Origin of the sequence: Streptomyces sp. NPDC048349 (assembly GCF_040651925.1) — a bacterium.
Lineage (GTDB): Bacteria > Actinomycetota > Actinomycetes > Streptomycetales > Streptomycetaceae > Streptomyces.
Genome location: NZ_JBEZLA010000019.1, coordinates 1 through 25,395, shown reverse-complemented (window position 1 = coordinate 25,395; position 25,395 = coordinate 1). Strand labels below are relative to the sequence as shown.

20 protein-coding genes are annotated in these 25,395 nt (G+C 73.4%); 11 read left to right on the top strand and 9 right to left on the bottom strand.

All coding sequences use genetic code 11. The annotated features are described in order from the left end of the window. Positions 1–68: 68 nt before the first annotated feature. The 4 genes from AB0D44_RS13220 to AB0D44_RS13205 all read right to left on the bottom strand — a co-directional run bounded on the left by AB0D44_RS13220 (position 69) and on the right by AB0D44_RS13205 (position 5,987). Positions 69–1,781 (bottom strand): LCP family protein, encoded by a 1,713-nt coding sequence (locus AB0D44_RS13220; RefSeq protein WP_362588913.1) that lies wholly within the window; start codon positions 1,779–1,781, stop codon positions 69–71. A gap of 59 nt (positions 1,782–1,840) precedes the next feature. Then, positions 1,841–3,568, bottom strand: a complete 1,728-nt coding sequence (locus AB0D44_RS13215; RefSeq protein WP_362588910.1) for an LCP family protein — start codon at positions 3,566–3,568, stop codon at positions 1,841–1,843. A 224-nt stretch (positions 3,569–3,792) separates the two neighbouring features. Then, positions 3,793–5,055, bottom strand: coding sequence for an LCP family protein (locus AB0D44_RS13210; RefSeq protein ID WP_362588907.1), 1,263 nt, complete (start codon positions 5,053–5,055; stop codon positions 3,793–3,795). A 182-nt stretch (positions 5,056–5,237) separates the two neighbouring features. Then, positions 5,238–5,987, bottom strand: coding sequence for a TIGR03089 family protein (locus AB0D44_RS13205; RefSeq protein ID WP_362588904.1), 750 nt, complete (start codon positions 5,985–5,987; stop codon positions 5,238–5,240). Between the two features lie 140 nt (positions 5,988–6,127). Here AB0D44_RS13205 and AB0D44_RS13200 point away from each other — a divergent pair, with 140 nt between their 5' ends. Together AB0D44_RS13200 and AB0D44_RS13195 are read left to right on the top strand one after the other, a co-directional pair. Then, the gene (locus AB0D44_RS13200) at positions 6,128–7,516 is read left to right on the top strand and encodes a peptidoglycan recognition protein (protein WP_362588901.1); all 1,389 of its coding nucleotides are present in this window, start codon (positions 6,128–6,130) and stop codon (positions 7,514–7,516) included. 237 nt (positions 7,517–7,753) lie between these two features. Beyond that, positions 7,754–8,752 (top strand): DNA-3-methyladenine glycosylase 2 family protein, encoded by a 999-nt coding sequence (locus tag AB0D44_RS13195; protein WP_362588899.1) that lies wholly within the window; start codon positions 7,754–7,756, stop codon positions 8,750–8,752. 12 nt (positions 8,753–8,764) lie between these two features. Here AB0D44_RS13195 and AB0D44_RS13190 read toward each other — a convergent pair whose 3' ends face one another. Genes AB0D44_RS13190 through AB0D44_RS13180 form a run of 3 tightly spaced genes read right to left on the bottom strand, consistent with a single transcriptional unit; the run spans position 8,765 to position 11,581 of the window. Further along, entirely contained in the window at positions 8,765–10,069 is a 1,305-nt protein-coding gene (locus AB0D44_RS13190) for a coenzyme F420-0:L-glutamate ligase (RefSeq protein WP_362588897.1), read from the bottom strand. Further along, positions 10,066–11,025, bottom strand: coding sequence for a 2-phospho-L-lactate transferase (cofD, locus tag AB0D44_RS13185; protein WP_362588895.1), 960 nt, complete (start codon positions 11,023–11,025; stop codon positions 10,066–10,068). The genes AB0D44_RS13190 and cofD overlap by 4 nt, the downstream gene beginning before the upstream one ends. 31 nt (positions 11,026–11,056) lie before the next feature. After that, on the bottom strand, positions 11,057–11,581 hold the full coding sequence (locus AB0D44_RS13180; RefSeq protein WP_362588892.1) for a cysteine dioxygenase family protein: 525 nt from the start codon (positions 11,579–11,581) through the stop codon (positions 11,057–11,059). Between the two features lie 627 nt (positions 11,582–12,208). Here AB0D44_RS13180 and AB0D44_RS13175 point away from each other — a divergent pair. The 3 genes from AB0D44_RS13175 to AB0D44_RS13165 all read left to right on the top strand — a co-directional run bounded on the left by AB0D44_RS13175 (position 12,209) and on the right by AB0D44_RS13165 (position 17,933). After that, on the top strand, positions 12,209–12,472 hold the full coding sequence (locus AB0D44_RS13175) for a WhiB family transcriptional regulator (protein ID WP_003983763.1): 264 nt from the start codon (positions 12,209–12,211) through the stop codon (positions 12,470–12,472). A gap of 314 nt (positions 12,473–12,786) precedes the next feature. After that, positions 12,787–16,449 carry a glycosyltransferase gene (locus AB0D44_RS13170; protein WP_362588889.1) on the top strand — a complete coding sequence of 1,221 codons (3,663 nt, stop codon included), beginning with the start codon at positions 12,787–12,789 and terminating at the stop codon, positions 16,447–16,449. Beyond that, the gene (locus tag AB0D44_RS13165) at positions 16,446–17,933 is read left to right on the top strand and encodes a DUF5719 family protein (RefSeq protein ID WP_362588886.1); all 1,488 of its coding nucleotides are present in this window, start codon (positions 16,446–16,448) and stop codon (positions 17,931–17,933) included. Before AB0D44_RS13170 ends, AB0D44_RS13165 begins: the two co-directional genes overlap by 4 nt. Before the next feature lie 44 nt (positions 17,934–17,977). Here the strand turns inward: AB0D44_RS13165 and AB0D44_RS13160 are convergent, their stop codons facing one another. Further along, positions 17,978–18,361, bottom strand: a complete 384-nt coding sequence (locus AB0D44_RS13160) for a metallopeptidase family protein (protein WP_069920518.1) — start codon at positions 18,359–18,361, stop codon at positions 17,978–17,980. 186 nt (positions 18,362–18,547) lie between these two features. On the opposite strand from AB0D44_RS13160, the gene AB0D44_RS13155 reads away from it, so the two are divergent. From AB0D44_RS13155 to AB0D44_RS13130, 6 genes are all read left to right on the top strand, one after another. Further along, positions 18,548–18,922 (top strand): DUF3499 domain-containing protein, encoded by a 375-nt coding sequence (locus AB0D44_RS13155; protein ID WP_362588883.1) that lies wholly within the window; start codon positions 18,548–18,550, stop codon positions 18,920–18,922. 79 nt (positions 18,923–19,001) lie between these two features. Continuing rightward, complete coding sequence (locus AB0D44_RS13150) at positions 19,002–20,372, top strand: phosphomannomutase/phosphoglucomutase (protein ID WP_362588880.1); 1,371 nt, start codon at positions 19,002–19,004, stop codon at positions 20,370–20,372. A gap of 284 nt (positions 20,373–20,656) precedes the next feature. Continuing rightward, the gene (locus tag AB0D44_RS13145) at positions 20,657–20,842 is read left to right on the top strand and encodes a Trm112 family protein (RefSeq protein WP_272258431.1); all 186 of its coding nucleotides are present in this window, start codon (positions 20,657–20,659) and stop codon (positions 20,840–20,842) included. 32 nt (positions 20,843–20,874) lie between these two features. Further along, the gene (locus AB0D44_RS13140) at positions 20,875–22,008 is read left to right on the top strand and encodes an SIS domain-containing protein (RefSeq protein WP_362588877.1); all 1,134 of its coding nucleotides are present in this window, start codon (positions 20,875–20,877) and stop codon (positions 22,006–22,008) included. A 39-nt stretch (positions 22,009–22,047) separates the two neighbouring features. Beyond that, positions 22,048–23,205, top strand: coding sequence for a mannose-6-phosphate isomerase, class I (manA, locus tag AB0D44_RS13135; protein ID WP_362588874.1), 1,158 nt, complete (start codon positions 22,048–22,050; stop codon positions 23,203–23,205). Between the two features lie 72 nt (positions 23,206–23,277). Further along, on the top strand, positions 23,278–24,201 hold the full coding sequence (locus AB0D44_RS13130; protein WP_362588872.1) for a cation diffusion facilitator family transporter: 924 nt from the start codon (positions 23,278–23,280) through the stop codon (positions 24,199–24,201). 116 nt (positions 24,202–24,317) lie between these two features. Here the strand turns inward: AB0D44_RS13130 and lepB are convergent, their stop codons facing one another. After that, complete coding sequence (gene lepB / locus AB0D44_RS13125) at positions 24,318–25,019, bottom strand: signal peptidase I (protein WP_362588869.1); 702 nt, start codon at positions 25,017–25,019, stop codon at positions 24,318–24,320. Positions 25,020–25,395: the final 376 nt, after the last annotated feature.

Below are 25,395 nucleotides of genomic sequence, written 5' to 3'. Positions count from 1 at the left end.
GACGAAGGGGCCCGGGGCGGCGGCCGTGAACCGAACAGCCGCCGCCCCGGGCCCCTCCTGCGTACGCGCTACCAGGTGAAGCCTTCCTGGATCTGCATGCAGGCCTTGTCGTTGTCGCCGTTGAGCGCGTGGGCGGAGGTCGGCGCCACGGTCGGGGCGGGCGGCGGCGGGGTCGGCGCGCTGCCGGTCCGCCAGTCCTTTCCGACGAACAGGACGATGCCGGGGACCTCGCCGGATTTCTGGACCGCGGTGGCCGGCAGGCCGAGCGCGGTGGCCACGGCGGCGGCGTCGGCCGCCTCGGCGTCGGTGGCGAAGCGGACCACCGTGGCGTCCTCGGCCCCCGTCTGGGTGTCGGCGGTGGCCTTGGTGAAGCCCTTGCCCTTCAGCAGCGCGGCCACGTCGTTCGCGCGGAGCTTGACCCTGGCCTCGGATCCGTCCTTGCCTCCGGTGGCGTTGCGGACGGAGACCGCGGTCTTCGCGGGCACCGAGGCCGGGGCGGTGCCCGGGGCCGTGCTGGGGGCCGTGCTCGGCTGGGCCGGTGCGCCGGCGGGCGCGGAGGCGCCCGGCGAGGGGGAGGCCCCGCCCTCCGGGGTCCCCGAGCCCTTCCCGTCCAGCGCGATGTCCTCACGGATCATGCGGAACAGGGCCTCGGCCTCGCCCGGCAGCGGCTCGACCCGCCCGTCCATGCCGGGCCGCGTGCTGTAGACCCACGGCATGGTGGTCATGGTGATCCGCCCCGGCGAGACCTTCTTGAGCTCCATGCTGAGGTCGTACAGCTTGTCGATCTTGTTCAGGCCGCTGTCCACCACCATGGCCTCGATCGCGGCCTGCGCCAGGCTGTTCATCTTCACCGGGTTGGTGAGCTTGGCGTTCTTGCGGAACTCGCGGGCCATCGAGTTCATGTACATGTGCTGGGCGTGGGTGCGGGCGATGTCGGTTCCGTCCTCGAACCCGTAGCGGGTGCGCAGCCACTGCAGGGCCGTCTCGCCCTGGATGACGTTCTCGCCCTTCGTCAGCTTCAGGCCGGAGCCCTTGCCGTCGCGGGTGCGGGAGTGGACGTTCTGCTCGACGCAGACCGGGACGCCGCCGATGGCGTCCGCCATGCGGACCACGCCCTTGAAGTCGATCATCATGAAGTGATCGATGGGGATCTTGGTCAGCTCGGTCCAGGCGGCCACCGTGCAGCCCGGTCCGCCGCGCTGGATCGACTCGTTCGTCTGGACGAGGACCTTGCTGGCGGGATGCACCTTGCCGTTCGGCTCGGTGCACTTGGGCATCATCAGGATCGTGTCGCGCGGCATGGACACCACGGACATGTTGGTGCGGTCCGCGGACAGGTGCAGCAGCATCTGCACGTCCGCGAGCGGCGGGCCGTCGAAGGTCTCGGTGGCCCCCCCGAGGGCCTGGTTCTCCGCGTCGTTGCGCGCGTCCGAGCCGATGAGCAGGATGTTCAGCGGGGTCTGGCCGAAGGAGTTGGGCTTGGAGCCGCCCAGTTTGGTCTCACCAAGGTTCAGCGCGTCCGTCTTGATGCTGTCGTTGAGGTGGCGGTAGTAGAGGTAACCGCCCGCGGCCGTCCCGAGTATGAGCAGGGACAGCACGCTGGAGACCCAGCGCAGTACGCGCCGCCGCCCCCGCCTGCTGGGACGGCGGGCCGCCCGCCGGGCGGCCCGGGAGCCGCCTCCTGGTGGGGATGCCGTGCCGGGTGCGTCCGCGTCGCCGCCGGATATGCCGTCGGCGGTCCGGCCGGTCGCCCCCTCCTCCCGCACGCTGCTGTGCCTCACGCGTCCCCCCTCAAATCCCTTTTGGTCAAAAAAGTGCCGGTGTGACCGGCGAAGCCCCGTTATTTGGCGCAGACCGCCTTGTCGGCCTGTGCCTGCTGTACGTCCTTGGGCAGCTCCTGCGGAGCGGGAGCCGCCAGCGGGGCGCCCGGCTGCTGGAAGTCGGGGCCCAGCGTCAGCTTCATCGGCGTCTTCGCCGCGGCGTCCGCCGTCCCCATCTTCATCGCGGTGGCCGGCAGCCCCAGCATCTCCGCCAGCGCCCTGGCCTGGTCGGCCTGGTTGGGTGCGTACTCCAGCTGCGTGGCGCCGACCTTCGCGGGGGCGTTGCCGAGATTGCTGGCCTTGGGCACGCCCTTGGTGTCCTGGAGCCATTTCAGCGTCGAGGAAGCCGCGCCCTTGGGGCCGCCGCCGTTGTACACGTTCACCCGTACGTCCGCCGCGGGCGCCTTGGCGCCCTGGAGCAGGGCGTCCTGCTTGGCCTGGGCGTCCGCGTCGGCCGCCTCCTTCGCGGCCTGCTCCTTCGCCTCGACCTCCGTGAGCGAGACGTCCCCCCGGATCATCTGCAGCAGCGGATCGGCCAGGGCCTGGTTGACCACGACGGTCGCCTTGACCTTTTCGGCCGGGTTGTCGAGCACCGGGAGGGTCGTGAAGGTGACGTTCTTGAGGTCGATGTCCTTCAACTCGCCCGCGAGATCGGTGAGTTTGTCGATGGAACCCAGCCCCTGGTCCACGGTCAGCGACTTGGTGGCCGCCTCCGCGAGCGAGAAGAACTTCTTCGGGCTCGTCAGCGTTTCCTTCGACTTCATCTCGCGCATCATCGAGCCGAGGAACTGCTGCTGGGTCTTGATCCGGTCCAGGTCGCTCTCGTTGCCGAAGGCGTGCCGGGTCCGTACGAAGGCCAGGGCCTGCTCGCCCTCGAGCCGGTGCTCGCCCTGCGACAGCTTCAGCTTGGAGTCCTCGTCGTCGACGGCCTTCTCCAGGCAGACGGGCACGCCGCCGACCGCCGTGCTCAGGGTCTTCACCGCGTTGAAGTCGACCATCATGAAGTTGTCGATCTCTATCCCGGTGAGCTCCTTGACGGTGCGCATCGTGCAGCCCGCGTCGCGGCCCTCCTGGCCCAGGCTGTTGTTGAAGCGGGTGCCCTTCGTCCCCTTGATCTCCTTCGTCGAGCCGTCGGGCTGCTTCGTCGGACAGGACGGGATGTCGGTGATCAGGTCGCGCGGGATGGACAGCGCGGTGGCGTTGGAGCGGTCCTTGGCGACGTGGAACAGGATCGTGGTGTCGGCGTGGCCGACGCTGTCCTTGTCCCCGTAGCCCTCGTTGCCCGCACCGCTGCGCTTGTCGGTGCCGATGACCAGGATGTTGATGGCCTGGTCCTTCTTGAAGCCGCCGGTGCCCGCGCCCGCGATGTCGGTGACGCTGAGGTTGCCGTTCAGGTGGTCGTAGTAGAAGTACGCCGCCGCCGCGCCGCCGACCAGCAGGAACGCCAGCGTCCCGCTGGTGACGAGCAGCGCCTTCTTGCGGCGCCCGCCACCGCCGCCCTTGCGGGAACGGCCGCCGCGCCGGCCGCCGGGCGGCGGGTCGCCGCGCCGCGGCCTCGGTACGGCGGGGGAGGGTGCCGTGGGGGCGCCGGGCGCCGAGGGGGCTCTGCGCGGGGCGGTCACACCGGTCCGCTGCTGGTGCGCTGTGGAGTCACCCAGTCGCAGTTCGTAGTTGCCGGTGCGGGGATTGAGCACCCACTGGTCTGCGGGGTCGATCTCGTCGGCCCGCCCACGGCTTTGCGCATCCACGGTTGCTCGAATCCTCCGTCGGGTGCCTCGCGACGCGCCTCCCCCTGGGCGCACGGTCAACGATCCGGCTGCTGGTGCCCGGCCTCTGGTCCGGCGGGGCACCGGATCGCTCACCTTATCCGCCAGGTTCGGCTGCAAACCATGCCGGTGATAAATTCCACTCCCCTTATAACGGGGCGAACCTCGCATCCCGTTCGGTTCGGTCACCGGCTTTTGGGATTGCTTTACCGGCAGTCGACGATCCCCGCCGTGGTCCCGGTAAAGGTGGGGACGGGTGCGGGGGGCCTGGTGGTTCCCCCGTCCGCGCGGCCCGTCCCGTCCCGCGGCGTTGCCGACGGCGAGGCCCCGCCCGGCTCGACCGTGTTCTCGGTCTCGGCGGGCTCGTTCGTGTTCGCGTTCGCACGGGCGCTGTCGGGCTGGGGCGGGGCGACCGTCACCGGCTGGTCCGTCCGCAGCTGCTGGAACAGCCGGGCGGCGTCCGGCTCCACCAGTTCGTCCCGGTTCGGATCGGCCGCATACGGTTTGCGGGGGACCGTCAGGAACTTGACCTGGTCGGGCGGTATGCCCCTGACGCCCCGTACGAGTTCGTACAGGCCGCGCAGCGAGGCCAGTCCCGGGTCCGTGGTCACCGAGGAGGTCGCCGCGTCCAGCAGCGGATACAGCCGGGCCGGATTCAGCAGCACCCCGTTGCTCTGCACCTTCTTGACGAGCGCCCCGAGGAACTGCTGCTGGCGCTCCATCCGTTCGGTATCGCTGCCGTTGCCCAGGCTGTACCGGGCGCGGACGAAGCCCAGCGCCTGCTCGCCCCGCAGCGTCTGGCGCCCGGCGGGCAGCCGCAGCTTGGCCTCGGAGTCGGCGACCGGCCGTTTGAGGCAGACCTCCACCCCGCCGATGGCGTCGACCATCTTCTTGAAACCGCCGAAGTCGATCACCATGTGGTGGTCGATCCGGATCCCCGTGAGCCGCTCGACCGTGCGGATCGTGCAGCCGGCCCCGCCCCACTGGAAGGCCCAGTTGAACTGCGCGCGCTGTTCGCGGGTGCGACTGCCGTCCGCCAGCAGGCATTCGGGGATCTGCGCCATCAGGTCCCGGGGTATCGACACCGCCGTCGCGCTGCGCCGGTCCGCGGGCAGGTGCAGCAGGATCGTGGTGTCCGAGCGCTCGGTACCCCGGTCCTGCCCGTAGCGGGCGTTGTCCCTGCCCGAGCGGGAGTCCGAGCCGATCAGCAGGATGTTCTGGGCGCCGTTGGCGAAGTGGGCCGGGCGCTCGCGCTCGTAGCGCCGCAGCTCGGCCGCCGCCGAGGTGTCCTCGGTGATGTTCCCGTCGAGCTTGCTGTAGACCCACCAGCCGGTGGCCGAGCCCGCCAGGACCAGGAATCCCGCCCCGAAACCGGCCGCGCGCAGCAGTCGGCGCCGACGGCTGCGCGCGGGCTTCGAGCCGCCCGCGGCCGTCCCGGTCCCGCCGGGTATGCCTGCGCTGTCCGTCACTGGCGTCCGTCCCCTCGCCGTTACGACCCGACAACAGCCGTACGGGTGGGCACGGCCACTGCCGATCCTGCCTCCGGGCGGCAGGCGCAGCCCGGGGGCAGGGGCGTGTCTAGGGCCATGCGGGTGACAAATCGCCCGTTCCGACCGTTAAGCAGTCCGAGTGACGCTGCTGCGGGCCGCGATTAGACGGTGTGGGTGACGCGCTCGCTCTCGATCCGCTGCGCCAGCGCCTCCTGCGCCAGCCGGTCCAGGTTCCGGCACAGCACTACGGAGCCGCCCGACACCAGCGCCGCGTACAGCCCGGCCGACAGGCCCTCCCAGGTGTCGTACCCCAGCCCGGTCAGCACCCTCGAGCCCGCGCCGAGGCCGAGCTTCGCCGCGTCCTCGCGGGCCCGCGCCGTCAGCTCCGCGTACGAGAGCTCCTCGCCGCCGACCGCCAGCCCGGGCCCCTGCGGATCCACGGGCACGAACGGCGCGAACCGGTCCCCCTGCCCCGGCACCTCGACGGCGTAGTCCGCGAACCCGGCCGGCGGCTGCGGGAACCGCCCGCCCAGCGGCCGCAGCGCCAGCGCCACCCGCTCACCCGGGCAGGCCCGCGCCTCGTCCAGCGAGTCCGGCCCGCTGACGACGAGGTCCGCGTCGGCCGGGTCCCCGCCGACCTCGGCGACGACCCCGACCGACGCGCAGGCGAGCAGCCAGACGGCGCTCTGCCAGTGCGCGGGCAGCAACAGCGCGAGCCGGTCACCCGGCCCGGCGCCCAGGTCGCCCTGGAGCAGGTTGGCGGTCTTGGCCACCCAATTGGCGAAGGTGGCGACGGACAATTCCACGCGCTCGCCCGTGGCGTCGTCGTAGAAGGTGACGAGGGGGCGGCCCGGATCGGCGGCGAGCGCGGATCGCAGCAGGTCGGCAGGGGTGCGGTCAGTGGCGTTCACCCGGCACAGGGTACGCGGGGCCCTCCCCCGTACGGCGGCCCGCCGATCCGCCGTACGGGGGAGGGGTACGCCCGGACGGGTCGGACGGGCCGTCAGTTCTCGGATGGCGCCCGCCCGGGCGGGTACTCACCATCCTTTTCATGCGTGGATTCCTTGCTTCCTCGATCGGCGTCGCCACCGCCGCCGTACTGGCCCTGCCCCTTGCGTCCCCCGCCGCGGCCCTGGCGGAGTCCGCCCCCGTCACCCCCGCCGGTTCCACCCGATCGCTGCCGCTGATCCCCCTGGGCCCCGCGGCTACCCGGATTCCGGGCGTCCCCGGCATGAGCGCCTCGCCGGGTCTCCCCGAGACGCAGGGCCTGCCCGCCCGCGAGGTCACGTCGTTCTCGCTGGTCGGCGTGGTCTGGGACGACGCCACCACCCAGCTGCACGGCAAGGTCCAGGTGCGCACCCGCTCCGCGAAGACCGCGACCTGGTCCGGCTGGCAGGACGTCGAGACCCACAACAGCGAGCACGCGGCCGACCCCGATGCGGTGGAGCGCGGCTCCGGCCGGGTCCGCGGCGCCACCGCCCCGCTGTGGGTCGGCGAGTCCGACGGCGTCGAGGTCCGCGTCCAGGCGGAGCCCGGCACGTCCTCCACCCGCGCCCCCGCCCGGCTGCCCTCGGGACTGCGGATCGAACTCGTCGACCCGGGCGCGGACAGCCCGGGCACCGGGTCGGACGGCAAGAACGGCGGCCCCGAGGGCGACGACAAGGGGGAGGTGGCGGTGCCCGGCATGACGATGGAGATGGCCGAGTCCTCCGCTGCGAACCTCCCGCACGCCGCGCTGGGCGCGGACGAGATCACCGCACTCAACAAGGCCGACTCCACCGCCGACGCGGTCTTCGCGAGCGACGGCGAGCTGACCGCGGCGGCCGCCCCCTACATCGGTCCGCGCCCGCGCATCGTCACCCGCAAGGGGTGGGGTGCGGACGAGTCCCTGCGCGAGCCGGGCTTCGTCTACACCAGCACGGTCAAGGCGGCCTTCGTCCACCACAGCGCCTCCGGCAACAACTACGCGTGCAAGGACGCCCCGGCGGTCCTGCGCAGCCTGTACCGCTACCACGTGGTCAGCAGCGGCTGGCGGGACGTCGGCTACAACTTCGCCGTCGACAAGTGCGGAACGGTTTACGAGGGCCGGGCGGGCGGCGTCTCCAAGGCGGTGCTCGGCGCACACACCATGGGCTTCAACACGAACAGCATGGGCGTCGCCGTGCTGGGCACCTACACGTCCACGGCCCCGCCGGCGGCGGCGGTCGACGCAGTCGCCCGCCTCACGGCCTGGAAGCTCGGTCTCTTCGGCCGAGACCCGCGCGCGAAGACGACGCTGACCTCGGGCGGGGGCAACCTCTACCCCAAGGGCAGGAACGTGTCGATGAACGTCATCTCGGGCCACCGCGACGGCTTCGCCACGGCCTGCCCGGGCGCGAAGCTCTACGGCAAGCTCCCGGCCACCCGCACGTCGTCGGCGAAGCTCCAGGGCCGCCCGTAGCCCCCGGCGGCGCGGGTGGGCCACGGGCGCGGCGCCGCTCCCGGCTCCGCCCCGAACCCCGCGCCTCCCACGCCGGCGAGCGAGGCGCGGGGGAGCGGGGCCGGGCCACGCCGCGGGCCGGGCGTCACCCCGGGCCGGGCTCCACCCCGGGCCGGGCTTCACGTCGGGCCGGGCTTCACCCCGGGCCGGGCTTCACCCCGGGCCGGGCTTCACCCCGGGCCGGGCTACGCTCGATGCATGGCCGGGCGCTTCGATCCACTCAACCGCACCACGGTGCGCGGCGGCCGCGCCCCCGTGCCCGCCGGGCAGGGCCGGCCCGCCGGGTCCGGGGCCAGGGCCCGCCGCTGGGCGCCCGACGGCCCCGTCGACCTCGGTCTCACCCTCGGCCCCCTCAGACGCGGCCCCGGCGACCCCACCTTCCGCACCACCCCCGACGGCTCGGTGTGGAAGACGAGCCAGACCCCCGCGGGCGCCGCCACGCTCCGCGTGGCCGGCCACGGAGCGGAGGTGCACGCCGAGGCCTGGGGCCCCGGCGCCGACTGGCTCCTCGAGCAGCTGCCCGCACTCCTCGGCTCCGGCGACGACCCCGCCGCCTTCGTCCCCCGCCACCGCCTCGTGCACGCCAGCCACCGCCGCCGCCCGGGCCTGCGCCTGACCCGCACGGGGCTGGTCCTGGAGTCCCTGATCCCGGTCATCCTGGAACAGAAGGTCACCAGCGACGAGGCGTACCGCGCCTGGCGCCGTCTGGTGCGCCAGTACGGCGATCCCGCCCCCGGCCCGCACGGCCTCGGCCTGTACGTCATGCCCACCGCCCGGACCTGGGCCCTGATCCCGTCCTGGGACTGGCACAAGGCCGGTGTCGACGCCAAGCGCTCCGCCACGATCGTGCGGGCCGCCCGCCTGGCACCCCGCCTGGAGGAGGCCGCCGCCATGGAGCCCGCACCCGCGGCCGCCCGGCTGGAGGCCGTCCCCGGCATCGGCCCGTGGACCTCCGCCGAGACCCTCCAGCGCAGCAACGGCGACCCCGACGCCGTCACCACCGGCGACCTCCACCTGCCCGGCATCATCGGCTACGCCCTCGCCGGCAACCGCGACGCCGACGACGCCGTCATGCTGGAGCTCCTGGCCCCGTACGCCGGTCAGCGCCACCGCGCCGCCCGGCTCATCCTCCTCGCCGGCCACACCCCGCCCCGCCGTGTGCCGCGCATGCCGCGCAGCGACATCGGCAGGCTGTGACCGGCGGCGCGGCTACCGGACCCGGATGAACTCCTCCGCGGACCGCGCGGGCCGCTCCCGGGGCGGCCCGGCCGCGTGCCCCACCGCCACCGCTCCCATGGGATCCCAGTCGTCGGGCAGCTCCAGCACCTCGCGCACCACGTCGGGGCAGAACATCGTCGAGGACACCCACGCCGAGCCCAGCCGCTCCCCGGCCAGCGCGACCAGGAAGTTCTGCACCCCGGCGCCCATCGCGACGACGAACATCTCGCGCTCGGCCGTGTCCCGCCGCGCGTCCCCGTAGGCGTGCGCGCCGTCCGTCACCAGGCAGGGCACCACCAGGTACGGGGCGGCCCGCAGCAGGTCCCCGCGCCGCACCCGCTTCGCGATGGACTCCTGCGTCTTGCCGTCCGCCCGCAGGTCCGCGACCCACGCGTCCCGCATCGCGTCCAGCAGCTCCAGCCGGGCCTGCGCGGACTCCAGCAGGACGAACCGCCACGGCGTCGTGTGGTGCGGAGCCGGGGCCGTCACGGCCGCCGCCACCGCCCGCCGCACCGCGCCCGGGTCCACCGGCTCGTCCGTGAAGGCCCGTACGGTACGGCGCTGCGTCACGGCCTCCCGTACCGCCTCCGACGTACCCAGCCGGAACATGTCGTCGGCCGGGGGCCGCACCAGGTCCCGCGCCGTGGAGCCCTCGCCGAGGACGTGCCCCAGGCCGCGTACGACGGCCACCGGCAGCCCGGCGGCCTTGCCCTTGACCAGGTCGCCCGCCGCCGCCAGCTCGTCCGCGGTCGCCACCACCGTCGCGCTCAGCGGATTGCCGTGCGCGTCGGTGCCCCCGCGCAGGTCGTCCAGGACCCGCACGCCGGCCGAGCCGATCGCCACGTCGGTGAGCCCGGTGCGCCACGGCCGCCCGAAGGTGTCCGTCACGATCACGCCCACGTCCACCGAGAGGATGTCGCGCACTCCGTCGCGGATCGCGGCGGCCGAGGCGTCGGGGTCCTCGGGCAGCAGCAGCACGGTGCCGGGCGCGGTGTTGGAGGCGTCCACCCCGGCGGCCGCCATCACCATCCCCTGCCGGTTCTCGACGATCCGCAGGGGACCGCGGCGCGCCACCACCCGTACGGTCTGCTCGTCTATCGCCGCCTCGCGCGAGTCCGCCTCGACGATGCGGCCCTCGGCCTTGGAGACGATCTTCGAGGTGACCAGCAGGACGTCCCCGTCCCGCAGGTCGGGAGCGGCCACCGTGATCAGCTTCGCCAGGTCGTCACCGGGCCTGACCTCGGGGATCCCGTCGAGGGCCCGCACCTCGTACGAGGGGACGGGGAGGGCGGTCATCGGGGGGCCCCGGCCAGTTCCAGCGCGGCCCGGGCCATGTCGGCGGTGGCGGCCAGGTCGGTCATCATCAGCGGCACCGCGCGGCAGGTGATCCCGGCGGCCTCGACCTCGGCGACCGCGTCCGCGTCGGCTGTGTCCACCAGCCAGCCGTCGAGCAGCTCGCTGCCGTAGTGCAGGGCCACGGCGGCGGCCGTGGACTCGACGCCCACCGCGGCCAGCACCTTGTCGGCCATCCCGCGCACGGGCGCGCCCCCGACGATGGGGGAGAGGCCGACGACGGGTGCCCGGGCGGCGGCCACGGCGTCCCGGATGCCGGGCACGGCGAGGATGGTGCCGACCGAGACCACGGGGTTGGACGGCGGGAAGACGATCACGTCGGCGGCGGCGATGGCCTCCAGCACACCGGGCGCGGGCTTGGCCTGCTCGGCCCCGACGGGGACGATCGCCTCCGCGTCCACCGATGCGCGCAGCCGGACCCAGTACTCCTGGAAGTGGATGACACGGCGCTCGCCGCTGCCCGCCTCGGTGATCGCGACGTGGGTCTCGACCCGGTCGTCGGACATGGGCAGCAGCCGCACCCCCGGCTGCCAGCGGTCGCACAGGGCCTCGGTGACGGCGCTCAGCGGGTAGCCGGCGCCGAGCATCTGGGTGCGGACGATGTGGGTGGCGAAGTCGCGGTCGCCGAGACCGAACCAGGACGGCCCGACGCCGTAGGCGGCGAGCTCCTCCTTGACGGTGAAGGACTCGTCGGTGCGGCCCCAGCCCTGGTCCTCGTTGATGCCACCGCCGAGGGTGTACATCACCGTGTCCAGATCGGGGCACACCTTGAGCCCGAACAGGTGAATGTCGTCACCGGTGTTGCCGATGACCGTGATGTCCGCGTCGGGCACTGCCGACTTGAGTCCGCGGAGGAACCGGGCGCCGCCTATACCGCCGGCCAGAACAACGATGCGCATGCACCGAAGTCTGTCAGGCCGGGAGGCCGGGTCACGCGGGGACCGACTCCGGCGTGGCCGGCGAGCAGCTGTGCATCGGCATCTCGGTCAGGCCGGGGAAGTAGACGTGCAGGCTGACCGCGCCCTCGAGCGTGTCGTTGACGACCTCGTGCGCGTAGCCGGGGGCGAAGACGCGCTGGGAGCCGGCGCCGAGGGTGAGCCGCCCGCGCGGGTTGCGCTCGGTGAGCTCGCCTTCGAGGACGGTCAGGACGCCGGAGGAGGCGCCGTGGTCGTGGTGGCCGCTGCCCTGGCCGGGTACCCAGCTCAGCAGCCAGACCTCGTAGCCGGGGCCGGTGCGCAGCCGGTGGTACCAGCGGGTGGTGGCGTCGTACCGGACCAGGTGCTCCCAGGAGGCGCGGTCCTCGGCGAGGGAGCGGGCGAGCCCGACGAACTCGGCGACGGTGGCCGGGTGTTCGCGGGCGGGCTGGAGGAGGTGCTGGACGGCGAGGATGTCGCCGGCGATCTGGAGGTCGCTCTCGACGGCGGTGGGGGCGGCGGCGCTCGGGGTGCTGTTCATCGTGGGAGGTCCTCGATGGATGTCAGTGGTGCTGGCGGTTGCGGTGGGGTCCGGCCGGAGCTCAGGGGAGCCGAGGCTCCGCGGGCATCAACAGCAGCAACAGCAACAGCGAACCTGGGCAGCGCTCAGGAACCCACGAATGGGGGTCCGGGTGAGGGCTGCGGGCGCTGACATGCGAACTAGGAGAACGGGTGACGGGTCGGACTGTCAACCCAATGTCCGGTATGTGGCACAAGTTTCACCTCATCCGGTTACTGCGCCGGGAGAAAGGTTTGTGCAGCCCGACCCGGGGCAGGTGGCGCTGTATCGCGCCCAAACCTCCCTCGCCATCTCGTGACCGGACTGTGATCTCCGCCGCTTCTTTGGCTGGATCGCAACCCCACCCCCGGGTGACGCGTGATCGCAGGTGAAGGCGCGCGTCGCAGGACACCTGTGGCATGTGTCACGATTTTTGGCGATATGAACACTTTCTGCATAGGCTTGGTTCCGCAGAGTGAATAAGGGGCCCAATAGCAGATCTCGGCTTGACTGCGCCGGATCCACGCACTTGTAATTTCACTCGTGTCGTTACGTAGCGATCAGTAACGGCATCACCACGGGGACGCACAGACAGAGCGAGGGGCGCACATGACCGAGCTGTTTCAGGAACTGCTGGTCGAGGAGGCGGACGAGGAGCTCGGATGGCAGGAGCGCGCTCTGTGCGCCCAGACCGACCCCGAGTCCTTCTTTCCCGAGAAGGGCGGCTCCACCCGCGAGGCCAAGAAGGTTTGCCTCGCCTGCGAAGTCCGCTCCGAATGCCTTGAGTACGCCCTTGCCAACGACGAGCGGTTCGGCATCTGGGGCGGTCTGTCCGAGCGTGAGCGCCGCAGGCTGAAAAAGGCAGCGGTCTGATAACGAACTGCACGGCCGGCAGAGCGCATCACGACGAACAGCACGACAAGAAGCACGACAAGAACCACGACAAGAAGCACGACAGAAGCACGACAGAAGCACCGCGAACGGCACGTCGCACAGCACGGCAGAGAACATCGCGAAGAGCACGGCACACGGTCCGCCTCCTGCACCTTCCCCGCAGGAGGCGGACCGCTGCTTTGGCAGCCGTTAGGGTGGGGCGCTGTCCAGCAGCCTCCGAGGGCACACCACCCCCGGACCCTCCCCCGTGACCCGGTCCCGGGGGACCCCCAGGCCGGAGGGCCAGTAGCGCGATGTCCCTGCACAGCCAGTCGGCGGCCTCCCACCAGGCCCCCGCCACACCCGAGTTCCCCCGGCACGTCGTCACCGCGGTCCTCGTCGCCCACGACGGCGCCCGCTGGCTGCCCCGGACCCTCGCCGGCCTCCTCGGCCAGGAACGCCCCGCGCAGAACCACATGGCCGCCGACACCGGCAGCGCCGACGAGTCCGCGCGACTGCTCAACGAGGCTTTCGGCGACGACCGGGTCCTGCACCTCGCCCGCCGCACCGGCTTCGGCACCGCCGTCGACGAAGCGGTCCGCACCGCCGGCACCCTGACCCCCGAGGACCTCCCGTACCTCAAGCGCCCCAGCGGCTGGGACCCCGTCAGCCGCACCTGGCGCGACGACGCGTACGACCTGCCCGAGCTCCCGCACGGCGAACCCGTCCAGTGGCTCTGGCTCCTCCACGACGACAGCGCGCCCGAACCCGACGCCCTGACCGAGCTGCTCCGCGTCGCCGAAGAGAACCCCGACGCCGCGGTCATCGGCCCCAAACTGCGCGGCTGGTACGACAAGAAGCAGCTCCTCGAAGCCGGCGTCACCATCGCCCGCAGCGGCCGCCGCTGGACCGGACTCGACCGCCGCGAACAGGACCAGGGCCAGCACGACCAGGTCCGCCCCGTCCTCTCCGTCTCCACCGCCGGCATGCTCGTCCGCCGCGACGTCTACGACGACCTCGGCGGCTTCGACCGGCGGCTGCCCCTCATGCGCGACGACGTCGACCTGTGCTGGCGCGCCCAGAGCGCCGGCCACACCGTCCTCGTCGCCCCCGACGCCGTCATGCGCCACGCCGAGGCCTCCGCCCGCGAACGCCGCACCGTCGACTGCGCCGGCCGCACCAGCGCCAGCCCGCACCGCGTGGACAAGGCCGGCGCCGTCTACACGATGCTGGCCAACAGCTCCGGCCGCGCCCTCCCCTACGTCCTCCTGCGGGTCCTGCTCGGCACCGTCCTGCGCACCCTCGCCTACCTCGTCGGCAAAGCCCCCGGCCAGGCCGTCGACGAGATCACCGGCCTCCTCGCCGTCCTGCTGCGCCCCGGCCGGATCCTCGTCGCCCGGGGGCGCCGACGCCGCCCCGTCGTCCCCGCGGCCGAGCTGCGCCCGCTCTTCCCGCCGCCCGGCGCCTCCCTGCGCGCCAACGCCGAACAGCTCGCCGCATACTTCGGCGACGCCCGCGACTCCGACTCCGCCCCCGCCGGCCGGCACGGCGGCGGCAGCATCCTCACCGCACCCGGCGAGGACGGCGACTACCCGGTGGCCGAGGAGCGCTTCGCCCGCCTCAAGCGGATCGCCCGCAACCCCGCCCCGGTCCTCTTCGGCCTGCTCCTGCTCATCTCCCTCGCCGCCTGCCGCTCCCTGATCGGCGGCGGCTCCCTGATGGGCGGCGCCCTGCTTCCCGCCCCCGACAGCGGCAGCGACCTCTGGCGCGCCTACACCGACGGTTGGCAGGCCGTCTCCACCGGCTCCACCGCCGCTGCCCCGCCCTACCTGGCCGTCCTCGGCGCCGTCTGCGCCCTCTTCTTCGGCAGTACCCATGCGGCGCTGACCCTGCTGCTCGTCGGCTCCGTCCCGCTCGCGGGACTCACCGCGTACTTCGCCTCCCGGCCGCTCGTCGAATCCCGGCTGCTGCGCGCCTGGGCGGCCATCGCCTACGCCTTCCTGCCCGCCGTCACCGCGGCCCTCGCCGGCGGCCGCCTCGGCACCGCCGTCCTCGCCGTCCTGCTGCCGCTGATCGCCCGCTCCGCCGTCGCCGCCTTCGGCATGGCCGACAGCGACCGCAGCAGCTGGCGCGCCGTATGGACGTACACCCTGCTGCTGACGGTGGCCACTGCCTTCACCCCCGTCGTCTGGCCGCTCGCCGCCGTCCTGGGCACCGCCGCGCTCGCGTGGCAGCGGGCGCACTGGAAGACGTACGGGCCGCGGCTCCTCGCCACCCTCGCCGTCCCGCTCCTCGTGCTCGCCCCCTGGTCACTGGGCCTGCTCACGCACCCCGGCCGCTTCCTGCGCGAGGCCGGACTGCCCTTCGGAACCGGCTCCGCCTCCGCCCTGGACCTGCTCGGCATCAGCCCCGGAGGCCCCGGCACCGCAGGCGGCCTGCTGCTCCTCGGCATCGTTCTCGCGGCACTGGCCGCCCTGCTGCGCACCGAGCGGCAGTTCGCCGTCCGCACCGCCTGGGCCACCGCCCTCGCCGCCCTGCTCCTCGCCGTCCTGCTCAACCGCGGCGCGTGGGCCGGGCCGGCCACCCTCGTCTACGGGCTCGCCCTGCTGGCGGCCGCCGCGCTCGGCGCCGACGGGGCCAAGGAGCGGGTCGCCGCCCGCAGCTTCGGCTGGCGCCAGCCGCTGGCCGCCCTGATCGCCCTCGCCGCCGCGGCCGGACCGCTGATCGCCGCCGCCACCTGGGTCGTCGCGGGCGCCGACGGCCCGCTCCAGCGCCGCGACCCGGTGCAGGTGCCCGCCTTCGTCGCCGACGCGGGCGGGGACGACAACCAGACCCGCACCCTGATCCTCGACCTGGACCCGCCCGCCACCGTCTCCTACAGCCTCGTCCGCGGCTCCGGCGGCCGCCTGGGCGACGCCGAGGTCGCCGCCCGCACCGGCAGCGACCCCCGCCTCGACAAGGTCGTCTCGAACCTGGTCGCCGGCTCCGGAGCGGACCAGTCCAGCCAGCTCAGCGCTTACGCCATCCGCTTCGTCATGTTCCGCCCCGGCGGCCCCGAAGAGATCCGCCGCGTCCTCGACGCCACCCCCGGCCTCAGCCGCCGCCACCAGCAGGACGGCACGGCCCTGTGGGGCGTCGAGCCCTGGCTGCCGCGCGCCGTCATCGTCTCCGGCAAGCAGGGCGAGGCCCCCATCCCGGTCGCCGCGGGCCCCGTCGAGGCCCACGGCAAGATCCCGGCCGGCGAGGCCGGCCGCGTCCTGCGCCTTGCCGACCGCGCCGACGGCGGCTGGAAGGCCACCCTCGACGGCAAGCCCCTCGAGCCGAAGACGCTCGACGGCTGGGCGCAGGGCTTCGAACTGCCCGCCGCCGGCGGCCGGCTCGACCTCGTCCACGAGGACTCCCTGCTGCGCACCGGCTGGCACTGGGCCCAGGGACTCCTCGCGCTGGTGCTGCTGGTGATGGCCCTGCCCGGCCGCCGCGAGCGCCTCGACGACGACCTCCCCGAGGAAGAGGCCGCCCTCCTCCCGGCCCAGCCCGGCCCGGGCGAGCCCGGCGAGGGCCGCCGCGCCCGCCGGCTGCGCGCGGAGGCCGAGCCGGCCCCCGCCGCCCCCGTGGAGGCCGCGGTGGCCGCCGACCCGTACGCGCAGATCCCGGCGCAGCCGGCCTACGGGGAGGAGACCTACGCCTACCAGGCCTACCCGGAGCAGAGCGGGTATGCCTACGAGCCGCAACCGCAGCAGCCGCCGCAGCCGTACCAGCAGCCCGGCGAGTACGAACAGTCCGGCGAGTACGAGCAGCCCGGCGGGTACGAGCAGCCCGGCGGGTACGAGCAGTACCCGTACCCGCAGCAGCAGGTCCAGCAGCCGTACCCCTACCCGTACGAGCCCTACGAGACGTACGACCCCCACCACAGCCAGACCAGCCACGACGGTCACGCGCAGTACGACCCGCGTCCGGACGGGAGCCCCCAGCAGTGAAGCAGCGCGCACCCCTCACGCTGGCGGCCGTCACCGCGGCGCTGGCCGCCCTCACCGGCATCGCCGCCCTGACCGCCCCCGCCGCGGGCACCGCGCCCGAGGGCAAGGCCGCCGACGCCGCCCGGATGCCCGTGGAACGGTCCCTCCTGGTCTGCCCCGCCCCCAGCTCTTCGGACATCGCGGACACCACGTACACGGCGTTCACCCCCGGCGCGGCCGGATCCGCCGAGGGCAAGGGCTCGGCCCGGCTGCTCGGCGCCACCAAGGACGCCAAGCCGGTGCTGGAGCCCAAGGAGGTGGGTAAGCCCCTCGGGGCCACCGCCTCCGGCGCCGACGCCCCCGCCCTCACGGGCAGCGCCGACGGGGTCCTCGCCCCCGGCTGGACCGCCCAGCTGACCACCAAGGTCTCCGTCGGCCGGGCCCGGGGCGTCCTCGGCGCCTCCTGCACGGCGCCGGGCACCGACTTCTGGTTCCCCGCCGTGAGCACCGCCAAGGGCCGTGAGGACTACCTCCACCTCACCAACCCGGACGACGCCGCGGCCGTCGTGGACATCAAGCTGTTCGGCCCGGACGGGGCGGCCAAGCCCGACGCGGGCACCAGCGAGAACATCCGGATCGACCCCAAGTCCAGCAAGTCCGTCCTGCTCTCCTCCCTGATCCCGAGCAGCCAGCTCGCCGACGCCACCGCCCACGTGACGACCCGGGCGGGCCGGGTCGGCGCCTCGGTCCAGGTCGCCGAGGAGGGCGTCGGCGCCGACTGGCTGCCGCCCGCCACGGATCCGGCGGGCTCCCTGGTCCTGCCGGGCATCCCGGCCGACGCGGTCTCCGTCCGGCTGGTGGCCTTCGTACCCGGCGACGAGGACGCGGACCTGAACATCCGGCTGGCCGCTCCGGGCGGCGCCATCACCCCGGCGGGCAACGAACAGCTGCACGTCAAGGCCGGTATGACCGCGAGCGTCGACCTCAAGGACGTGACCCGCGGCGAGCCCGGCTCCCTGCTCCTGACCCCGGCGGACCCCAAGAAGGCCACCCCGGTCGTCGCGGCGGTACGGGTGGTGCGCGGCAGCGGTGCCAAGCAGGAGCTGGGCTTCGTCCAGGCGAGCGCTCCGGTGGGCACGCGGGCGACCGTCGCCGACAACCGGACGGAGGAGAACGCGACCGTCCTGTCGCTGACGGCGCCGGGCGACAAGGACGCGAAGGTCAAGGTGACGGCCTCACCGGGCACCGGCGGCGGGGAGGCGGCCTCCCAGGAGGTGACCGTCAAGGCGGGCACCACGCAGGTGGTGGCCGTGGCCCCGGCGAGCGGCAAGGGCTCCTACGCCCTCACCCTGGAGACCCTCTCGGGCGGCCCGGTCCACGCGGCGCGCACCCTGAACCTGCCGCACGAGGGCATCGCGATGTTCACCGTCCAGACCTTGTCCGACGACCGTTCCACGGTCGCGGTCCCCAGGGCCGCGGAGGACCTCTCCGTCCTGACGCGCTGAGCCGCTGGCGCGCTGAGCCGCTGACCGCGCTGCGGCCGTGGACCCTAGTCCTGGCCGTAGCGCGGGTCCACCGTCTCCGGCGACAGCCCCAGCAGCTCGGCGACCTGCTCCACCACGATCTCGTGCACCAGCAGGGCCTTCTCGTCCCGGGTCTTGGTACGAATCTCCACGGGCCGCCGGAAGACCACGATCCGGGCCGGCCGCCCCTCGCGCGGCTCCGAGACCCCGCCCAGCGGCACGGCCTCGTCGTTCCAGCCGGCGTCCGGTCCGCCCGGCGGCCCCGGCACGTCACCGACGAGGAACTCCACCTCGGCCAGCTGCGGCCAGCGCCGCTCCAGCCGCTCCACGGAGTCCCGTACGAGGTCCCCGAACAGCTCCGACCGGCTCGCCGACAGCGGCACCTGCGGCGGCGCCACCGGCCCGCGCATCCCGCGCCCGTGCCGGTCCCGGCGGCGCGGGCGCGGCTCGGCGGGGGCCCCGACGGGGGGCTGGGCGGGACGGGGAGGCAGCGGGCTGTCGGTCACCCCCGCAGGGTAGCTCTCGGCACGACACGGGGGAGTGAGCGGCGGGAGAGTCGTCGCGGCCCGGTCAAGAGTGCGGTACCGTCCAACGTCGTGAGCCTTGTACGTCGTTGTTCGCGCACCGCGTGCGGCCGCCCTGCCGTCGCGACGCTGACGTACGTCTACGCCGATTCGACCGCAGTTCTCGGCCCCCTCGCCACCTACGCCGAGCCCCACTGCTACGACCTGTGCGCCGAGCACTCCGAGCGCCTGACCGCCCCGCGCGGCTGGGACGTCGTCCGCCTGTCCGACGGCTCCGGTCCGTCGCGCCCCAGTGGCGACGACCTGGAAGCCCTCGCCAACGCCGTCCGCGAAGCGGCCCGCCCGCCCGAGCGCGCGGCGGAGGCCGGCGGATCCCGCTCCGGGGGCCCCGCCACCGGCGAGACCCGTCGCGGACACCTGCGCGTCCTGCGATCGCCCGACTCCTGACGCCCCGCTCACCTGAAGGGCCGGCCCCGGTTCAAGGTAGGTTGGCCGGACCGCACAGGAACCTTCAGGAGGGCAGGCAGTGGCCGCAGATCTTTCGAACATCGTCAAGGCGTACGACGTGCGTGGCGTGGTGCCGGACGAGTGGGACGAGTCGTTGGCGGAGCTGTTCGGTGCCGCGTTCGTCGAGGTGACGGGTGCTTCGGCGATCGTGGTCGGTCATGACATGCGGCCTTCGTCGCCGGGGTTGTCGTCGGCTTTCGCCCGGGGTGCGGCTGCCCGGGGTGTGGATGTGACGCTGATCGGGCTGTGCTCGACGGACCAGCTGTACTACGCGTCGGGTTCGCTGGGCCTGCCGGGTGCGATGTTCACGGCTTCGCACAACCCGGCCCAGTACAACGGCATCAAGCTGTGCCGGGCGGGTGCGGCTCCGGTCGGCCAGGACACGGGTCTGTCGCAGATCCGCGAGCTGGTGGAGAAGTGGTCGGACGAGGGTGCGCCCGCGATCGCGGCGGACACGGTGGCGGGCACGGTCACCGAGCAGGACACCCTGACCGGTTATGCCGAGCACCTGCGGGGCCTGGTGGACCTGGCGGCGATCCGGCGGCTGAAGGTGGTGGTGGACGCGGGCAACGGCATGGGCGGCCACACCGTTCCGACGGTGTTCGAGGGCCTGCCGCTGGAGGTGGTGCCGATGTACTTCGAGCTGGACGGCACGTTCCCCAACCACGAGGCGAATCCGCTGGATCCGAAGAACATCGTCGATCTGCAGGCGCGGGTGCTGGCGGAGGGCGCGGACCTGGGGATCGCGTTCGACGGGGACGCGGACCGGTGTTTCATCGTGGACGAGCGGGGCGAGGGCGTCTCCCCGTCGGCGATCACCGCGCTGGTCGCGGCGCGCGAGCTGGCCCGCAACGGGGGATCGGGCACGGTGATCCACAATCTGATCACCTCGTGGTCGGTGCCGGAGGTGGTGCGGGAGAACGGCGGGACGCCGGTACGTACCCGGGTGGGGCACTCCTTCATCAAGGAGGAGATGGCGAAGACGGGTGCGATCTTCGGTGGTGAGCACTCGGCGCACTACTACTTCAAGGACTTCTGGAACGCGGACACCGGCATGCTGGCCGCGTTGCACGTGCTGGCGGCGCTGGGCGGGCAGGAGGGTCCGCTGTCGCAGCTGGTGGCCTCCTACGACCGCTACGCGGGTTCGGGGGAGATCAACTCGACGGTCGCCGACCAGGCGGGCCGACTGGCCGCGGTCAAGGCCGCCTACGGCAGCCGCGAGGACGTCGCGGTGGACGAGCTCGACGGCCTGACCGCGACGGGCGCCGACTGGTGGTTCAACGTCCGCGCCTCCAACACCGAGCCGCTGCTGCGCCTGAACGTGGAGGCCCGTGACGAGGCGACTCTGGCCGAGGTCCGCGACGAGGTCCTGGCCCTGATCCGCGCCTGACACCGGAAGCCGACGGGGCTGGAGTTCGGCGCTGTGCTGCTCTCCGGCCCCGCCCGGCGCGACCGGAAGAGCCCGGCGCGACCGGAAGAGCCCGGCTCGGGCACATTCCAGCCCCGCCGGGGTGTGAGGCGCGCCTCCGGGCGCAGTGCGGTGCCCGGCGCAGCCGGGTTCCCCGCAACGGCGCCCCACCCCAGCCCGGTCAGGCCGCACCGCAGGTGACTCGGCGGTACGCTGACCTCGCCGCACCGCAGAACCATCCGCATCCCCGAAGGGAACCCCGCCCCATGCCGCTCGAAGCCGGTCTTCTGGAGATCCTCGCCTGCCCCGCCTGCCACGCGCCCCTCGAGGACAAGTCGGCCGACGAGACGGCTCCCGAGCTGATCTGCACCGGCCAGGACTGCGGCCTCGCGTACCCGGTCCGTGACGGTATCCCGGTCCTCCTCGTGGACGAGGCCCGCCGCCCCGCCTGACCCCACCCGCGCCGACACCGCCGGAGGCCGCCATGCTCGACGAGTCGCTCCTCGACGCACCGGACGATCTCGCCCGCGCCGACCGGCGGGGCCTGCTCCGAGGCGCCGCGGAGGCCGGGGCCAGAGTCCGTACCGCAGTCCGGCACGCGACCGAGGCGGGCCTCGGTGACCTGCGCCCGGACGGCCGCCCGCGCGCCGTCCTGATCGCCGGTCCCGGCACCGCCGCCACCGGCGTCGCGGACCTGCTCGGCGCGCTCGCCGGAGCCTCCGCGCCCGTCACCCGCCTGGACCCCACCGGCGTCGCGCACGCCTCCGGCGCCCTGCGCTGGACCCTGCCCGGCTGGGCCGGGCCCGTCGACCTGCTGCTCATCGCCACCACCGACGGCACCGAGCCGGGCCTCGCCGTCCTCGCCGAACAGGCCTACAGGCGCGGCTGCAACGTCGTCGCCGTCGCCCCCGAGCGCTCACCGCTGAGCGAGGCCGTGGACGGCGCGCACGGACTCCTCGTACCGATGGCCAAAGCCCCGTACCAGGAGTACGACGAGTCCGCCGCGGCCGGACCCGGCGCCCTATGGGCCCTGCTGACCCCCCTGCTGGTCCTCCTCGACAAGGTCGGCCTCATCAGCGCCGCCCCCGAGACCCTCCAGCTCGTCGCCGACCGGCTCGACCGCACCGCCGAGCGCTGCGGGCCCGCCATCGCCACCTACTCCAACCCGGCCAAGACCCTCGCCGCCGAGCTGGCCGACAGCCTCCCGCTCATCTGGAGCGAGGGCGCCGGCGCCGGCCCCGCGGGCCGCCGCTTCGCCGCGACCCTCGCCGAGCTCGCCGGCCGGCCGGCGCTGGCCGCGGTCCTGCCCGAGGCGCTCCCCGCCCACGGCGTGCTGCTCGCCGGTTCGTTCGCCGCCGGGGCGGATCCCGAAGACTTCTTCCGTGACCGGGTCGAAGAGCCCCAGGCCCTGCGCGCCCGCGTCGTCCTGCTGCGTGACCGGCCGGCCGGCGGCCTCACCGCCGCCCCCGCCGCACGCGAGCTCGCCCTCAGCCACGACACGGCCGTCAGCGAGCTCGAACCGGAGGAGGGCGTGGAGCTGGAACAGCTCGCCGAACTCCTCGCCGTCACGGATTTCGCCACCGCCTACCTGGCGTTGGCTTCCGGGGGACACAGCTGAGGTACACGTCCGTACCCGGCTCTATCCAGGAAGACGACGATGGACCGCCTGACGAACACGATCCGCCCCTATGCCTGGGGATCGACCACCGCCCTCCCCCACCTGCTCGGCGTCGAGCCCACCGGTGAGCCCCAGGCCGAGATGTGGATGGGCGCCCACCCGGGCGCACCCTCCCGCATCGACCGCGGAACCGGGGAGAAGGCCCTCTCGGACGTCATCGCCGCCGACCCCGTGGGCGAACTGGGCGCCGCCTGCGTCGCCCGGTTCGGCCCCCGGCTGCCCTTCCTCCTCAAGATCCTCGCCGCCGGCGCCCCCCTGTCCCTCCAGGTCCACCCCGACCTCGCCCAGGCCAAGGCCGGGTTCGAGGACGAGGAGCGGCGCGGCATCCCGATGGACGCGGCCCACCGCAACTACAAGGACCCCAACCACAAGCCCGAAATGCTGTGCGCGCTCACCCCGTTCGACGGGCTGTGCGGCTTCCGGCCCCCGCTGCACTCCGCCGATCTGCTCGAAGGCCTCGGGGTCGGTTCCCTCAAGCCGTACGCCGACCTGCTGCGCGCCCATCCCGAGGACGCCGCCCTGCGCGAGGTGCTCACCGCCGTACTGACCGCCGACCGCGAGGAGATGGCCCACACCGTCACCGAGACCGCGGCCGCCGCCGAGCGCCTGGGCGGTCCGTACGCCCCGTACGCGCACCTCGTCCACGACTACCCCGGCGACCCGGGCGTCATCGCGGCGATGCTGCTCAACCACTTCCGACTCCAGCCCGGCGAGGCGGTGTTCCTCGGAGCGGGCGTCCCGCACGCCTACATCGGGGGCCTGGGCGTGGAGTTGCTGGCCAACTCCGACAACGTGCTGCGGGCCGGGCTCACCCCCAAACACGTGGACGTCCCCGAGCTGCTGAAGATCGTGAAGTTCGAGTCCGGCGACCCGAACGTCCTGCGCCCCGAAGGCGACGGCGAGGAGGTCTACGAGGCCCCCATCGACGAGTTCCGGCTCTCCCGCTACCTCCTCGCACCCGGGGCGGCCTCGCGCGTGCTCGCACAGGACGCCCCGCAGATCCTGCTGTGCACGGCCGGTTCCCCGCGCGTCGGCGAACTGCCCCTGGCTCCCGGCGAGTCCGTCTTCGTGTCGGCGGGCGAAAAGGTCGAACTGTCCGGAACCGGCACCGTCTTCCGTGCCACCGTGGTGGTCTGACGCGGCCTCCGGCGCGGGAGCTGCAACAATGTGCGGCCGGAAGCCAGCGGCCAGGAAGGACACCCAGCACCCATGAGCGCGTCGGGCGGTACCAAGGCGATCGTGGCGGCACTCGCCGCCAACCTCGCCATCGCTGTAGCCAAATTCGTGGCGTTCCTCTTCAGCGGATCCTCCTCGATGCTCGCCGAAAGCGTCCACTCGCTGGCGGACTCCGGGAACCAGGGGCTGCTGCTCCTGGGCGGGAAGAAGGCCCAGCGCGAGGCGACGCCGCAACACCCCTTCGGGTACGGGCGCGAGCGCTACATCTACGCGTTCCTCGTCTCCATCGTGCTGTTCTCCGTCGGTGGCATGTTCGCCATCTACGAGGGATACGAGAAGATCAAGCACCCGCACGCGATCGAGGCCTGGTACTGGCCCGTCGGCGTGCTCGTCTTCGCGATCATCGCCGAGTCGTTCTCGTTCCGCACCGCCATCAAGGAGTCGAACGAGATCCGCGGCACGCTGTCGTGGCGCGAGTTCATCAAGCGGGCCAAGGCCCCCGAGCTGCCCGTGGTCCTGCTGGAGGACCTCGGCGCGCTCGTCGGCCTGGTGCTGGCCCTCGGGGGCGTCGGCCTCGCGCTCATCACCGGCGACGGCGTCTGGGACGGCATCGGCACCCTCTGCATCGGCGCCCTGCTCATCATCATCGCGATCGTCCTTGCCGCGGAGACCAAGTCCCTGCTGCTCGGCGAGTCCGCGGGCACCGATGAGGTCGAGAAGATCAACGCCGCGCTCGTGGACGGCGAGACCGTCACCAGGGTGATCCACATGCGCACCCTGCACCTGGGCCCGGAGGAGCTGCTGGTCGCCGCCAAGATCGCCGTCCAGCACGACGACTCCGCGAGGGAGGTGGCGGACGCCATCAACGCCGCCGAGGCCCGCATCCGCGCGGCCGTCCCGATCGCCCGGGTGATCTACCTGGAGCCGGACATCTACCGCCCGGACGCCGCCAAGTAGTCCGCGGACATCCACGAGGCCCCTGCGCCGCACACGGCGGCGCAGGGGCCTTCCGGCGTCCCGGGGCGATCACCAGGGGCGGTCAGCAGGGGCGACCGGCGATCCGAGCTCGAGACTCAGGCCGCCGGCCACGCCGGTACCGCCGGAACGGCCCGCCGCCGGCGGCGCAGCACCAGCGCCCAGATCCCCAGTCCGCCCCCGGCCAGGAACACCAGGGTCCCGACCACGGCGGCCCCGCCCGCGACCACGAGGCCCGTCGGGCGCGCGACCTGCACGCCGCGCACCGTCGACTTCGCGAGCGTGCCCCGGTCCTGCCCGTCGGGGTGCAGCGAGGAGTCGTTGGAGTTCATCCGGTTGTCGCCCATGAGGAACACCCGCCCCGCGGGCACCGTCACGTCGAAGGGCACGCTCGACGGGTGCGATCGGTCCAGGAGGTACGGCTCCTCCAGCGGCTGCCCGTTGAGCCTGAGCGTGCTCTCGCCCCGCCGGTACTCGATCCGGTCCCCGCCGACCGCCACCGCCCGCGACAACAGCAGCCCGTCCGGCACCCATTCCGGGACCGACACGAGCACCACGTCCCCGCGCGAGACCTCGAAGTTCTCGCCGTCCGCGCCCATGGAGAACCAGCCCGTGTCCCCCGGCTCGTACGTCGGCCGCATGTTCTCGCTCCGGACGACCACCTTGTCGTAGACCACCTCGGGGAGGTCCCCGGACCCCGACACCGCCCCCCAGGCCGTCCCGCCGAGCACCAGCAGCCCGCCGGCCACCAGCAACACGACCGCCCAGATACCGCGCTTGCGGCCCCGCCTGCGTTCCATCAGCCCGTCCCCCTCAGAAGCACCGTGTGAGCGGGCAGCGTACGGAAGGCCGCAGGGCCCCTCGCCACCCGGGTGGCGAGGGGCCCCGCGGGGCCCCCGGCGCCCGGACGCTAGCGCTCTGACCGTGTAAAGGTTCACCGCATCACGACGCCCGGCACGGCGCAGCACCTCGCCGCGTCGTCGGGCCACGCAGGTACCTCCCGTACGAGCCGCGGCCGCCCTCCGCCTTGCGATGCACCGCACCGGACGCCGCGAACCGGCACACCTTTCCGGTCAGAGGTCTAGGGGGTGTCTGACGGAGGTCCGCGGCGTCGCGGTGCCCGGCACGCACTCTCGCCGCACCGGCCGAAAGCCCAAGTACGTCCAGTACGGGGGC

Excerpts from the sequence above, each read along its gene's own strand:
- AB0D44_RS13200 (WP_362588901.1), top strand. The coding sequence starts at position 6,128 with ATGCGTGGATTCCTTGCTTCCTCGATCGGCGTCGCCACCGCCGCCGTA.
- AB0D44_RS13195 (WP_362588899.1), top strand. The coding sequence starts at position 7,754 with ATGGCCGGGCGCTTCGATCCACTCAACCGCACCACGGTGCGCGGCGGC.
- AB0D44_RS13190 (WP_362588897.1), bottom strand. The coding sequence starts at position 10,069 with ATGACCGCCCTCCCCGTCCCCTCGTACGAGGTGCGGGCCCTCGACGGG.
- cofD (WP_362588895.1), bottom strand. The coding sequence starts at position 11,025 with ATGCGCATCGTTGTTCTGGCCGGCGGTATAGGCGGCGCCCGGTTCCTC.
- AB0D44_RS13180 (WP_362588892.1), bottom strand. The coding sequence starts at position 11,581 with ATGAACAGCACCCCGAGCGCCGCCGCCCCCACCGCCGTCGAGAGCGAC.
- AB0D44_RS13175 (WP_003983763.1), top strand. The coding sequence starts at position 12,209 with ATGACCGAGCTGTTTCAGGAACTGCTGGTCGAGGAGGCGGACGAGGAG.
- AB0D44_RS13170 (WP_362588889.1), top strand. The coding sequence starts at position 12,787 with ATGTCCCTGCACAGCCAGTCGGCGGCCTCCCACCAGGCCCCCGCCACA.
- AB0D44_RS13160 (WP_069920518.1), bottom strand. The coding sequence starts at position 18,361 with ATGCGCGGGCCGGTGGCGCCGCCGCAGGTGCCGCTGTCGGCGAGCCGG.
- AB0D44_RS13145 (WP_272258431.1), top strand. The coding sequence starts at position 20,657 with ATGCCGCTCGAAGCCGGTCTTCTGGAGATCCTCGCCTGCCCCGCCTGC.
- AB0D44_RS13140 (WP_362588877.1), top strand. The coding sequence starts at position 20,875 with ATGCTCGACGAGTCGCTCCTCGACGCACCGGACGATCTCGCCCGCGCC.
- manA (WP_362588874.1), top strand. The coding sequence starts at position 22,048 with ATGGACCGCCTGACGAACACGATCCGCCCCTATGCCTGGGGATCGACC.
- AB0D44_RS13130 (WP_362588872.1), top strand. The coding sequence starts at position 23,278 with ATGAGCGCGTCGGGCGGTACCAAGGCGATCGTGGCGGCACTCGCCGCC.
- lepB (WP_362588869.1), bottom strand. The coding sequence starts at position 25,019 with ATGGAACGCAGGCGGGGCCGCAAGCGCGGTATCTGGGCGGTCGTGTTG.